Here is a 12,499-nt window from a genome sequence, read left to right as displayed (position 1 = left end):
CCTCAGCCCGAGAGCCGGAGTCGGCCGATCGTCTCCTCGTAGGTCGCGTCCCAGAACTCGAGTTCACGAACGGTCCAGGTGATCGGGTCGACGGCGAGGTCTCGGAGTCGGTCCGGGTCGAGGTCGCCCCCGCGGGCGAGGGTGACGTGCGGGACGTATCTCTCCCCCTCGGTCGGGCGTTCGTCGGCGACCTCGAGCAGCCGGTCGTGGAGGTCGATCAACTCGGGACTCTCGACCCCGAGGTAGACGACCGGCCCCTCGCCCCAGACCGGCTCGGTGAACGCGTCGAGACCGGCGATCCGTGCCTCGAACGGCTCCGTTCCGGCGAGCGCGTTCCGGACGCCGCGTTCGAGGCGGGCGTACTCGCTCGGCGAGCGCCCGCCGAAGCGTTTGAGGACGAGGGTTCGCTGCTCGCGGACCCGCGCCGCGCCGTAGAGCTCCGGTCGCAGTCGCTCGCAGAGCGCCTCGACGCGACCGGGAAGCGGGACGTTGAGGCTGTACACGACGGCCGTGGTAGGTGGACCGAGGGCATAACCGACACGATAGAGTCGGCGCGACACGAGGGAGGCGAACTCGAGGTGTCCCCCGAGGTGGGCTAAAGGACCTCGAACCCGCATCCGGTCCGGCCGGTCCGCGAGCGTCGCCACCCCGAAAGTGATTAATAGCCTCCGTTCGGTAGAGATGAGTAATGACGCGGCGCTCGTCGTCCGACACGCTTCAGTCGGCGAGCGTCGCGTGGGTTCCGCGTCCAGCGGACCCGCGGGCGCGACGACCGCGACGGGCCCTCTAGGCCCACCTCTTCTCACCCCCCAGATCCACGGTACTCCTCGCGACCAGCGAATCGATCACGTTCGGCGCTACGGCCACGTCTACGCTATTTTTTCAAAACCAAAATAGTAGAATTTAAGCCCGGTCGGGAAGGCGTATCGAGTACGATGAAACGCGTTGCGCTCGCCTTCTCGGGCGGGCTGGACACGACCGTCTGCGTATCGCTGCTCGAAGAGGAGTACGGCTACGACGAGGTGATCGGCGTCACCGTCGACGTCGGTCAACCCGAAGACGAGTTCGCCGAGGCGACCGAGACCGCCGACGCGCTGGGTCTGGACCTCCACATCGTCGACGCGAAAGCCGAGTTCGCCGAGGCGTGTCTCGACGCCGTGCGCGCGAACGCGACCTACCAGGGCTATCCGCTGGGGACCGCGCTCGCCCGCCCGGTGATCGCCGAAGCCATCCTCAAGGTGGCACAGCAACAGGGCTGTGAGGCGCTCGCTCACGGCTGTACCGGTAAAGGAAACGACCAGCTCCGGTTCGAGGCCGTCTGGCGCGGCTCCGACCTCGACGTGATCGCGCCCGTACGCGAACTCGGCCTGACCCGGAAGTGGGAGATCGAGTACGCCGCAGAGCGCGACCTGCCGGTACAGGCCGGCAACGACGGCGTCTGGTCGATCGACTCCAATCTCTGGTCCCGCGCGGTCGAGGGCGGCAAGCTCGAGGAGCCGAGCTACGTTCCCCCGGAGGAGATCTACGAGTGGACGAGCGAACCGTCCGGCGAGGAGACGACCGTCCAAGTGACTTTCGAGCGGGGAATTCCCGTCGCCGTCGACGGCGAGACGATGGGTCCCGTAGAGCTGATCGAACACCTGAACGAGTACGCCGGGGCCTACGGCGTCGGGCGCACCGACGTGATGGAAGACCGGATGCTCGGACTCAAAGTGCGCGAGAACTACGAACACCCGGCGGCGACCGTGTTGTTGACCGCTCACCAGGCGCTCGAGGACCTGGTGCTCACGCAGGAAGAGCGTTCGTTCAAGAAAGTGGTGGAGAACGAGTGGTCGGAGAAGGCGTACCAGGGGCTCGTCTTCGCGCCGCTGGTCGACGCGCTCGACGCGTTCATCGAGGAGACCCAGGACGTGGTGACGGGGACGGCGACGGTCAGACTCCAGGGCGGACACGCACGCGCGGTCGCCCGCGACAGCGACTATGCGGTGTACTCCGAGGAGATGGCCTCGTTCAACACCGAGGACGTCGCCGGCATCGCCCAGGAGGACGCCACGGGCGTCGCGAAGTACCACGGCCTGCAGGAACGCCTCGCGAACGCGGTGACGAAAGAGAAACGCGACCTCGAGGCCGTCGCGGACGGCGGGACGGAGGAGTGAGATGGGAGAGGAGCACGCGGGAACGGCGGTCCGCCGCGACCGGTTTACCGGTGGGCCTGCCCGTGGGTTCCTCTCTTCGATGCGTGAGGATAGACGGATCTTCGCAGCGGACCTCGCGGTCGACCGCGCGCACGTCACCATGCTCGCGGAACAGGGGATCGTCGAGGAGGGCGAGGCCGAGACGATCCTCGAGGGTCTCGACGAGGTCGAGGCCCAGGGGTTCGACGCGCTGCCGGACGGGGAGGACGTCCACGAGGCGATCGAGACGGCGGTGATCGATCTCGTGGGTGACGTCGGCGGGAAGATGCACACGGCGCGGAGCCGGAACGACGAGGTGGCGGCCTGTCTCCGGTACGCGCTGCGGGAGGACGTGCTGGAGGCCGTCGAGGGGACGCTCGCCCTGCGGGAGATGCTCTCCGGGGTGGCCGAGAGGGAGAACGAGACCCTGATGCCCGGCTACACACACCTCCAGCCGGCACAGCCGATCACCGTGGCTCACTGGGCGCTCTCGTACGAGAGCGCGGTGGCGCGAGACACCGAACGGCTGTTCGACGCGTACGAGAGAACGAACCTGTCGCCGCTCGGCGCGGCGGCGTTCGCGGGGACGCCGTTCGACGTGGACCGCGAGCGCACGGCCGACCTGCTCGGGTTCGAAGAGGTGATCGAGAACTCGATGGACGCCTCCTCGGGCAGGGACTTCCTCGTCGAGACGACCGCGGCGGTCGCGACGCTCGCGACGACGCTCTCGGGGCTCGCGGAGGACCTGATCCTCTTCTCGAACCGGGGGTACGTCTCCCTCGACGACGACTACGCCTCGACCTCCTCGATCATGCCCCAGAAGGTGAACCCCGACACGCTCGAACTCGTCCGATCGACGGCGGGCGACGCCTCCGCGGGGCTGAACGGCCTCCTGACGACGCTCAAGGGACTCCCCCGGGCGTACAACCGCGACCTCCAGAGCGCGCACCCGCACGCGTTCTCGGCGGCGGACGGTGTGACCGAGGCGACCGAGGTTGCCGCCGGTGCGGTCGCGACCGCGACCTGGAACGGGGGGGTCCTGGCCGAGGCCGCTAGCGAGGGCTTCTCGACGGCGACGGGCGTCGCGGACCTGCTCGCTGCGTCGGGGCTTCCCTTTAGAACCGCTCACGAACTGGTCGCGCTCGCGGCCGAGCGCTCCGTGGGGACGCCGGGGTACGGAGAACTCGAGGAGGCGAGCGAGGAGGTCCTCGGGGAGTCCCTCTCGGCGCACGTCGAGCGTGAGGCCGTCGAGGCCGCCCTCGATCCGGCAGAGAGCGTCGCGAGCAGGGATTCGACCGGCGGGCCGGCTCCCGACGCGGTATCTGGCGCCCTCGGTCGAGTCGGTGAGGGGCTCGAGGCAGACCGGCGGGCACTCTCCGAGCGCCGGTCGGCGCTGGCCTCGGCGCGCGAAGAGCTAGAGGAGGTGAGTCGTCGTGACTGAACGACCGCCGCCCCGCGAGGGGCTTACAATCATACTCCGAACCCGATAGGACGGTTCGGATACGCGGGTTGGCACGTGTTTCAGGTCGCGAGCGACGGGTGTAAACATTTATTTTCCCTGTCAAATTCGACGTGTTTAAGTGGGTCGACGGGATAGGAGGTGGTACGATGGCAGACGACAGCATCACCGCGGAGGACCCGATGACAGGCGAAGAGATCGAGCTTCCGGCCGACGTCGAGGTCGGCGAGATCGTGGACAGCCCCGTCACCGGTGCCGAACTCGAGGTCGTCTCGCTCGATCCCGTCGTGCTCGAGGAGGCGCCCGAGCTCGAAGAGGACTGGGGTGAGTGAGGGTGTGGACGGCGGCGAACGGAGGTGAGCGGGCGTGAGAGTCGGCGTCCTCTACTCGCGGATCAGGAAGGACGAGAAGCTGCTGCTGAACGAACTGCGCGACCGGGGCCACGAGGTCGTGAAGATCGACGTCCGGAGCCAGCACTTCCCGGTCAACGAGGTGCCGGAGGTCTTCTCGGACCTCGATCTCGTCCTGGATCGGTGTCTGGCGACGAGTCGGAGCCTCTACGTCACCCGGTTCTGCGAGGCCTACGGCGTTCCAGTAGTGAACGGCGCGCACACCGCGGAGACCTGTGCGGACAAGGTGAAAAACAGCTTAGCGCTCGCGGAGGCGGGCGTGCCGACGCCGGCGACCGACGTCGCGTTCACATCCGACGCCGCCCTCGAAAGTATCGAACGGTTCGGCTACCCCTGCGTGCTGAAGCCGGTGATCGGCTCGTGGGGCCGGCTGATGGCGAAGATCGACTCGCGGAGCGCCGCGGAGGCGATCCTCGAACACAAGGAGACGCTCGGGCACTACGAGCACAAGATCTTCTACATCCAGGAGTTCGTCGAGAAGCCCGGCCGGGACATCCGCGTCGTGGCGGTCGACGGCGAGCCGATCGCCGCGATGGCCCGCACCTCCGAACACTGGCTGACGAACGCCGCCCGCGGGGCGACGACCGAGCCGTTCGCGGTCGACGACGAGGTCGCAGAGCTCGTCACCCGCTCCAGCGAGGCGGTGGGCGGCGGCCTACTCGGCATCGACCTGATGGAGACGGGCGAGGGCTACACCGTCCACGAGGTGAACCACACCGTCGAGTTCAAGGCGCTCAACGCGGTCGTCGACGTGGACGTGCCCGCGAGAGTGGTCGACTGGCTCGAGGCACAGACCCCGGTCGAGGTGACGGTCTGATGGCCGTCGGCGAGGGCGAGACCGCCGAGGAGGCAGCGGTGGAAGGAACCGGAGAGGTGCTTTCGGCTGCTGTCGTCGGCGGCAGCGGCTTCACCGGCGGCGAGCTCCTCAGGCTACTCTCGGGTCACCCGAACGTCGAGGTGACCCAGGCGACGAGTCGCTCCTACGCGAAGAAAACGGTCGGCTCGGTCCACCCGAACCTCAGAACGCTCGACCTGCGCTTTTCCGAACCGAGCGAGCTGGAGTCGGTCGACGTGCTCTTCGCCGCGACGCCCCACGGCGTCTCGATGGAGCGGATCGACGCGTTTTCCGACGCCGCGGACACCGTCGTCGACCTCTCGGCGGACTTCAGGCTCGGCTCGGAGGAACAGTACGACGAGTGGTACGACGGCCACAGCGCTCCGGAGTACCTGGACCGGGCGACGTACGCGCTCCCGGAGATCAACCGGGAGGCGCTCCCGGGCGCGGAGCTGATCGCCGCCGGGGGCTGCAACGCCACGGCGACGATCCTCGGACTGTACCCACTGTTCGATGCCGGGATCCTCGACGGTAGCGAGAGGACCGTCGTCGACGTGAAGGTCGGCTCCTCCGAGGGCGGTGCCGGCGGCGGCGAGGCCTCCTCGCACCCCGAGCGTTCGGGCGTCGTCCGACCGTACGCACCGACGGGCCACCGCCACGAGGCGGAGATCGAACAGTATCTCGGGACCTCCGTGGCGTTCACGGTCCACGCGATCGAGATGATCCGCGGGGCGGCCGCGACCTGTCACGTCTTCCCGAACAAGAGGGTGACCAAGCGCGAGCTCTGGGGGGCATACAGAGAATCGTTCGCCGAGGAACCGTTCATGCGAACCGTCGCGGGCGGCGGCGGGGTGTATCGCTACCCCGAGCCGAAGGTCGTCGCGGGGACGAACTACTGCGACGTCGGGTTCGAACTCGATCCAGCCAACGAGAGAGTCGTCGTCTTCTCGGCGATCGACAACATGATGAAGGGCTCGGCTGGCCAGGCGGTCCACGCGGCGAACGTCGCACTCGGCTTCGAGGAGACGCTCGGTCTGGAGTTCCAGGGACTGCACCCCGTGGGGTCGCCATGAGTGAGACGCCGATCGCCACGAGCGACGATCCCGTCGTCGTGAAGATCGGCGGGGCGCGTGCGGTCGAACCGGAAGGTGCACTCGCCGACATCGCGACGCTGGTCGAGGACGGCACCGAGGTCGTCGTCGTTCACGGCGGCTCGACGGCCGTGGACGAGCTCCTCTCCCGGCTGGGGATCGACCCCGAGTACGTCACCACCCCCGGCGGCGTTTCGGGGCGGTTCACCGACGAGGAGACGATGAGCGCGTTCGCGATGGCGATGGCCGGGGTGAACCTCGACCTCACCGTCGGCCTGCGGAACGAGGGCGTCGACGCGGTCGGGTTATCGGGTGCTGACGGCGGCCTGCTCACCGGCGTCAGGAAATCCGCGGTCAGAGTGCTCGAGGACGGGAAGAAGAAGATCAGACGGGGCGATCACTCCGGACGGATCGACGCGGTCAACGACGACTTACTGCGTAGCTTGCTCGCTGACGGCTACACCCCGGTCGTCTCGGTGCCGATGCTGGCCGACGACGGCGTGGCGGTGAACGCCGACGCGGACCGGGCGGCAGCGGCGGTCGCGGGCGCGCTCGGCGCGCGGCTGGTCGTGCTCACGGACGTCGAGGGCGTCTACGAGGACCCCGAAGACCCGGCCACGCTGATCGAGATCGTGGACTCGCCGGCGGCGTTCTCCCGTACCGAGGGCGCAGCGGAGGGGTTCATGCGAAAGAAGGTGATGGCCGCCCGGGAGGCGCTTTCGGGGGGAGCGAGCGGGGTGATCGTCTCGAACGCCAATAGAGAAGAGCCGATCTCGGCTGCGCTCGCCGGGGCGGGGACGCAGTTCTCGGAGACGGCGCTCGCGGAGGGGGCCGAACCGTGAGCGGCTTCGTCTTCTCGGAGAAGCCGATCCGGATCGCGAGCGGCGAGGGACCCCACCTCTACGCCGACGACGGGACCGAGTACCTCGACTTCGGGGCGAGCTACGCCTGTACGCCGACTGGTCACTGTCACCCGCGGGTCGTCGAGGCGGTCCGCGAGCAGGCCGGAGAGCTGTTCTACGTCCAGGGGTCGTACCCTAACGACGCCCGCGACGCCCTGTATCACAGACTCGCGGTGCTCTCGCCCGGCCTCGAGAACGTCTGGCTCTGTAACTCCGGTACGGAAGCGAACGAGGCGGCGCTGAAGTTCGCGCGGTCGGCGACGGGGAGGGAGAAGGTCGTCGCGGCGATGCGTGGCTTTCACGGGCGGACGATGGGCGCGCTCGCCGCGACGTGGAAGGGGAAGTACAAGGAGCCGTTCGAGCCGCTGCCGCCCGGCTTCGAGTTCGTTGCCTACGGGGATAGCGAGAAGCTCGCCGAGGCGGTCGACGAGGAGACGGCGGCGGTGATCCTCGAACCGATCCAGGGCGAGGGTGGCATCAATCCCGCGCCGGAGGGCTATCTCGAAGCTGCCCGCGAGGTCTGTGACGAGACCGGCGCGGCGTTGATCCTCGACGAGATCCAGACGGGGCTCGGGAGGACGGGCGAGCGTTGGGCCTGCGAGCACGACGGCGTCACCCCCGACGTCCTCACGACGGCGAAGGGGATCGCGAGCGGCCTGCCGCTCGGCGCGACGCTCTGTGCGGACTGGATCGCGGAGGGGGCGGGTCCCCACGGCTCGACGTTCAGCGGGAACCCCCTCATGTGCGCTGCGGCGACCGCGACGCTCGAGGTGCTCGAGGAGGGGAGACTGACCGAGAACGCTGCCGAGATCGGTGGGTACCTCCACGAGGGCCTGATCGAGGCCGACCTGCCGGTCCGCGACGTGCGGGGCCGGGGGCTGATGATCGGCGTCGAGGTGAAGCGGGGGGCGAACCGGCTCCTCCGGGACCTCGCGCTCGACCATCGGATCCTGGCGCTACCGGCCGGTCGGACCGTGCTGCGGCTGCTCCCGCCACTGGTGATCGACGAGGGTCACGCGGACAGCGTCGTCGCCGCGGTGAGCGACGTCCTCGCTCCGACCGCCGAGTCATGAGTGCGAACCTGGAGACGGTCGGGACCGAGAGCGCACGTGATCTCCTGGTCGGGACCGTCTCGATTCCCTCGGTCTCCGGCGACGAACGCGAGGCCGCAGAACAGCTCGTGGAGTTCTTCGAGAGCCACGAGAGAGAGGCGTGGCTCGATCCCATCGGGAACGTCCGCGCGCCGGGAGACGATTCTGTGCTCCTCACCTCGCACGTCGACACCGTCCCGGGTGAGATCCCGGTTCGGATCGAGCGCGAGGACGGGAAGGAGATACTGTGGGGCCGTGGCTCCGTCGATGCGACCGGCCCGCTCTGTGCGATGGCGATCGCCGCGGTCGAGACGGGCGTGAGCTTCGTCGGCGTCGTCGGCGAGGAGACCGACTCGCGCGGAGCGCGCCACCTCGTCGAGGACCGTGCGGCGCCGAAAGCGGTGGTGAACGGCGAGCCGAGCGGCGTTGACGGTATCACGCTGGGCTACCGGGGGATGCTCTCCGGGCGGTACAGCGTGCAGACGGAGTCCGCGCACACCTCGAGACCGGAACCGAACGCGATCCAGCGGGCGATGGCGTGGTGGGGTCGGATCGAGCGGGAGGTCGCGACCGATTCCGAAGGCCCGATCTTCGAGAGCGTGACGGCAAAGCCAGTGAGAATGGAGGGAGGGATCGCCGACGACGGCCTCGCGGTCGAGGCGACGATCGACGCCGGCTTCAGGATCCCGCCGTCGTCATCGGCGGGGGAACTCCGCACGGCGGTCGAAGCCGAACTCGAAGCGGGCGAAATAGAGTGGAACGAGCCGATCCCGCCCACGATGCAGAGCCCGCGGACGTCCCTCTCACGGGCGTTTCGGGTCGCGATCCGTGCGGAGGGCGGCGAGCCGCGCCTGCTCAAGAAGACCGGAACGAGCGACATGAACGTCTACGCGGGGACCTGGGACTGCCCGATGGTCACCTACGGTCCCGGCGACTCGTCGCTCGATCACGCGCCGGACGAACGCCTCGAACTCGCGGCGTACGACCGCTCGATAGCCGTACTCCGTCGGGTCTGTACCGAGCTGTGTGGTGAGAGCCAGTGAGAACGATGACCGACACGAACCCGAGACACTTCCTCGACGTCGACGACCTGAGCACGGACGAACTCGAGGCCGTCCTCGACCTGGCGGCCGAGTACAAACGCAAACAGCGGACGGACGAGGCCCACCCCGACCTGGAGCGACGGACGCTCGGGATGCTCTTCCAGAAGCCGAGTACGCGCACCCGGGTCTCGTTCGAGACGGGGATGACCCAGCTCGGCGGCCACGCCGTCTTCCTCGGCGAGAGCGACATCCACCTCGGCCGGGGCGAGCCGTTGCGTGACACCGCGCGGGCGCTCTCGCGGTACGTCGACGTCGTGATGGCTCGAGTGTTCAAACACGGTAACGTCGTCGAACTCGCCCGACACTCCACAGTGCCGGTCGTGAACGGGCTGACCGACGACGCCCACCCGTGTCAGACGCTCGCGGATCTCCTGACGATCACGGAATCGGTCGGAACGGACGTCTCGGTCGCCTGGATCGGCGACGGGAACAACGTCGCCCAGTCGTTCGTCCTCGGCTGTGCGCTCTGTGGCATCGACTGCACGGTCGCGACGCCCGAGGGGTACGGGATCGAGGACCGGATCGTCGAGCGGGCCGCGGAGATCGGCGAGGCACCGACGATCACGACCGATCCCGGGGCGGCGGCGGAGGGCGCGGACGTACTCTACACCGACGTCTGGATCAGCATGGGACAGGAGGACGAACGCGACCTCAGAGAGAGCGCGTTCTCCGGGTTCCGGATCGACGAGGGACTTCTCGAGCGTGCGAACGATCCCGTCGTGATGCACTGTCTGCCCGCCCACCGGGGCGAGGAGATCACGGACGGCGTGATCGAGGGCCAGCGCTCGGTCGTCTGGGAACAGGCCGAGAACCGACTCCACGCGCAGAAGGCGCTCCTGGTCTGGCTGCTCGACGCGGCCTGATCAGGTGAGCGCCCCGTAGACGATCCCGAGCAGGACGCCGTAGAGCGAGTGGCCCACGAGACTGCCCACGTCGAGATTCGGCACCATCTCGGGCATCCCGAGCCAGATCGGCATCACGATCACCGCGAGCAACGCCCAGACGGCGATCCCGTAGACGAGGCCGGCGACTGCCGCGCCGCCGGTCGTCGCGGTGTACTCGCGGAGCGGTCCGGCCGACGCGAGTGCGGCGAACGCGACGCCGATGGCCGCGCCGTGTGACATGTGGACGATCCAGCCCACGAGACCGCCCTCGAGGCCGTACATCGCCGGGATCATTTCCGAGAGCATCGCTGGCGTCATCATCGCCATCATAGTGCCGAAGGCGAGTGCGCCGGCCAGCCCTCCCGCGCCGCCCGCTTGCCACGCCGGGAGCGTCGGCGTCGAGTCGGTCGTCGTCTCCGATTCGGTTCGAGTTGTGGTACTCATACACGTATCGGGAGACTCGCTCGGGGGATACCCCTGTCCCGGTCGGACGCCCGTGGTACACGATACCGATAGACGTATTTACGAGGGCCGTGGGACAACGCTGATGAGACGCCGCACCGTCGGTACGGACAGATGTCCGAAATCGTCCGGATCGTCAGGGGCGAGCGCACCTCCTCCGAGATCCTCTCCGACCTCGACGACGGACGGCGCGTGATCATCGAGGTCGAACTGCTCGGACGGACGATGGAGCTCTCGATCCGGAAGCGAGAGAGCACGTACTACTGTGATACGCCGATGAAGCTCATGCGTTACGAGAGCCGGGATGGGATGCGGACCTGCCTCGAACGGTACCGTCTCGCGAAGCGCGAGGGGGGCGAGCCGTGAGCCGAGAGGAGCGGATGGAGGAGCTGATGCTCGCCGACGAACCCGAGTTCGCACGGGTGATGGAGTGTGTCTTCGGGATCCAGCGCCACGAGTGTCGGGCGTATCTCGTACTCCACGGGGTGCCCGGGAGCACCGTCGCCGAACTCGCCGAGGACTTAGAGCGCGACCGGAGCACGGTCAACCGAGCGCTCTCGACGCTGGTCGAGAAGGGACTGGTCGAGCGCCAGCGACGGCTGCTCGACTCGGGGGGCTACGTCTACCAGTACAGCGCGGTTTCGCTCCCGGAGGCGAAAGCACGGATGCACGAGGCGGTCGGCGAGTGGGCCGAGACGGTCCACGGGAAGATCGACGAGTTCGGCGCGTGCGAGTAGGGTTCGGCCCCTTTTTCCCCCTGTGCGACCCAGGGCAGGGTAATGAGCATGGAGCTTTCGGCACCGATCCAGGAGGCACCCGCGGTCGCGGAGGGGGGCGTCTGGCTGGAGTGTATCGAGACCGGCGAGCAGTACGCGCCGTTCGAGGCGGTCCGCTACCGGAGCGACCCCGGACACTTACTGGAGGTAAGGTACGCCGACCCGCCGGGATTCGACGCCTTCTCCGGTCGCGGCGTCTGGCGCTACGCCGACGCGCTCCCGCTCTCCGGGGGCGTCTCGTTACCGGAAGGAGACACTCCGCTGCACCACGTCCCCCGGATCCGCGAATCGGTCGGCGTCACGGACCTCAGGGTCAAACACGAGGGGATGAACCCGACGGGGAGCTTCAAGGACAGGGGGATGACCGTCGGGGTCGCGGTCGCCCGAGAACTCGGCGTCGACCGCCTCGCGTGCGCCTCGACCGGAAACACGAGCGCCGCGCTGGCCGCGTACGGTGCACGCGCCGGGATGGAGGCCCTGGTGCTGCTCCCCGCCGGAAAGGTCGCCGCGGGGAAGGTCGCCCAGGCGAGCCTCCACGGCGCGCGCATCCTCGAGGTCGACGGCAACTTCGACACGTGTCTCGACATCGTCCAAGAGCTGGCGAATCTGGGCGAGGCGTACCTCCTCAACTCGCTCAACCCCTTTCGACTAGAGGGACAGAAGACGATCGGGTTCGAGATCCTGGAGCAGTATCACGAGGAGGAGGGCAGTTACCCCGACAGGATCGTCCTGCCGGTCGGGAACGCTGGCAACACCGCGGCGTTGTTCAAGGCGTTTCGCGAACTCGTCCAGACGGGAGCGATGGAGAGAGCGGAGGTACCGGCGCTCACCGGCGTGCAGGCGGAGGGCGCGGCCCCGCTCGTGGAGGCGGTCGAGGCGGGTGCGAGCGAGGTGACTCGGTGGGAGTCGGTCGAGACGCGGGCGACGGCGATCAGGATCGGCAACCCGGTGAACGCACCGAAGGCGCTGCCCGGCATCAGGGAGACGGGCGGGACGGCGGTCGCGGTGAGCGACGAGGAGATCACGGCCGCACAGCGCTCGCTCGCCGAGGAGGGCGTCGGCGTCGAACCCGCCTCCGCGGCGAGCGTGGCTGGCCTGCGGAAACTGCGAGATGACGGCGTCGTCGGTTCAGACGAACGCGTCGTCTGTCTCACGACCGGCCACCTGCTGAAGGACCCCGACGCGGCCGCGGCGGCGGGCGCCGATCCCGAACCGGTCCCGGGCGACACGGAGGGCGTTCTCGAGCACCTGACCGGAACCACGGTGTAGGCTCGAGCGGCTGGCGAGACATCAGGACGGACTCAGAACGCCT

At 68.4% G+C, this 12,499-nt stretch carries 14 protein-coding genes; 12 read left to right on the top strand and 2 right to left on the bottom strand.

Annotated features, from left to right (window positions below):
• Positions 1-2 precede the first annotated feature (2 nt).
• Positions 3-503, bottom strand: coding sequence for a 2'-5' RNA ligase family protein (locus tag V2L32_RS04970; protein WP_331235369.1), 501 nt, complete (start codon positions 501-503; stop codon positions 3-5).
• 432 nt (positions 504-935) lie between these two features.
• Here V2L32_RS04970 and V2L32_RS04965 point away from each other — a divergent pair, with 432 nt between their 5' ends.
• The 9 genes from V2L32_RS04965 to argF all read left to right on the top strand — a co-directional run bounded on the left by V2L32_RS04965 (position 936) and on the right by argF (position 9,928).
• Positions 936-2,156 carry an argininosuccinate synthase gene (locus V2L32_RS04965; RefSeq protein WP_331235368.1) on the top strand — a complete coding sequence of 407 codons (1,221 nt, stop codon included), beginning with the start codon at positions 936-938 and terminating at the stop codon, positions 2,154-2,156.
• Position 2,157: 1 nt separating this feature from the next.
• A complete protein-coding gene (argH, locus tag V2L32_RS04960; RefSeq protein WP_331235367.1) occupies positions 2,158-3,615 on the top strand; it encodes an argininosuccinate lyase in 1,458 nt (485 codons plus the stop codon).
• Between the two features lie 167 nt (positions 3,616-3,782).
• Complete coding sequence (gene lysW, locus V2L32_RS04955; protein WP_331235366.1) at positions 3,783-3,965, top strand: lysine biosynthesis protein LysW; 183 nt, start codon at positions 3,783-3,785, stop codon at positions 3,963-3,965.
• Positions 3,966-3,999: 34 nt separating this feature from the next.
• Positions 4,000-4,860 carry a lysine biosynthesis protein LysX gene (gene lysX, locus V2L32_RS04950; RefSeq protein ID WP_331235365.1) on the top strand — a complete coding sequence of 287 codons (861 nt, stop codon included), beginning with the start codon at positions 4,000-4,002 and terminating at the stop codon, positions 4,858-4,860.
• Complete coding sequence (argC, locus tag V2L32_RS04945) at positions 4,860-5,951, top strand: N-acetyl-gamma-glutamyl-phosphate reductase (RefSeq protein WP_331235364.1); 1,092 nt, start codon at positions 4,860-4,862, stop codon at positions 5,949-5,951. The genes lysX and argC overlap by 1 nt, the downstream gene beginning before the upstream one ends.
• The gene (locus tag V2L32_RS04940) at positions 5,948-6,811 is read left to right on the top strand and encodes an acetylglutamate/acetylaminoadipate kinase (RefSeq protein WP_331235363.1); all 864 of its coding nucleotides are present in this window, start codon (positions 5,948-5,950) and stop codon (positions 6,809-6,811) included. The genes argC and V2L32_RS04940 overlap by 4 nt, the downstream gene beginning before the upstream one ends.
• Positions 6,808-7,944, top strand: a complete 1,137-nt coding sequence (locus V2L32_RS04935; protein WP_331235362.1) for an aspartate aminotransferase family protein — start codon at positions 6,808-6,810, stop codon at positions 7,942-7,944. Before V2L32_RS04940 ends, V2L32_RS04935 begins: the two co-directional genes overlap by 4 nt.
• Positions 7,941-9,005 carry a [LysW]-lysine hydrolase gene (locus tag V2L32_RS04930; RefSeq protein ID WP_331235361.1) on the top strand — a complete coding sequence of 355 codons (1,065 nt, stop codon included), beginning with the start codon at positions 7,941-7,943 and terminating at the stop codon, positions 9,003-9,005. The genes V2L32_RS04935 and V2L32_RS04930 overlap by 4 nt, the downstream gene beginning before the upstream one ends.
• A gap of 5 nt (positions 9,006-9,010) precedes the next feature.
• Positions 9,011-9,928, top strand: a complete 918-nt coding sequence (gene argF, locus V2L32_RS04925; RefSeq protein ID WP_331235360.1) for an ornithine carbamoyltransferase — start codon at positions 9,011-9,013, stop codon at positions 9,926-9,928.
• Here argF and V2L32_RS04920 read toward each other — a convergent pair whose 3' ends face one another.
• Positions 9,929-10,393 carry a histidine kinase gene (locus V2L32_RS04920; RefSeq protein WP_331235359.1) on the bottom strand — a complete coding sequence of 155 codons (465 nt, stop codon included), beginning with the start codon at positions 10,391-10,393 and terminating at the stop codon, positions 9,929-9,931.
• Between the two features lie 132 nt (positions 10,394-10,525).
• Between V2L32_RS04920 and V2L32_RS04915 the strand changes: the two genes are divergently transcribed.
• Genes V2L32_RS04915 through thrC form a run of 3 tightly spaced genes read left to right on the top strand, consistent with a single transcriptional unit; the run spans position 10,526 to position 12,456 of the window.
• Positions 10,526-10,777 (top strand): hypothetical protein, encoded by a 252-nt coding sequence (locus V2L32_RS04915; protein WP_331235358.1) that lies wholly within the window; start codon positions 10,526-10,528, stop codon positions 10,775-10,777.
• A 14-nt stretch (positions 10,778-10,791) separates the two neighbouring features.
• Complete coding sequence (locus V2L32_RS04910) at positions 10,792-11,148, top strand: helix-turn-helix domain-containing protein (protein ID WP_331236586.1); 357 nt, start codon at positions 10,792-10,794, stop codon at positions 11,146-11,148.
• A 42-nt stretch (positions 11,149-11,190) separates the two neighbouring features.
• Positions 11,191-12,456 (top strand): threonine synthase, encoded by a 1,266-nt coding sequence (gene thrC / locus V2L32_RS04905; RefSeq protein ID WP_331235357.1) that lies wholly within the window; start codon positions 11,191-11,193, stop codon positions 12,454-12,456.
• The last annotated feature ends 43 nt before the right edge of the window (positions 12,457-12,499 follow it).

Source organism: Halalkalicoccus sp. CGA53 (assembly GCF_036429475.1).
GTDB lineage: Archaea > Halobacteriota > Halobacteria > Halobacteriales > Halalkalicoccaceae > Natronorarus > Natronorarus salvus.
Note: the sequence above shows the minus strand (reverse complement) of the source record. Positions and strands in the feature narration are given on the sequence as shown.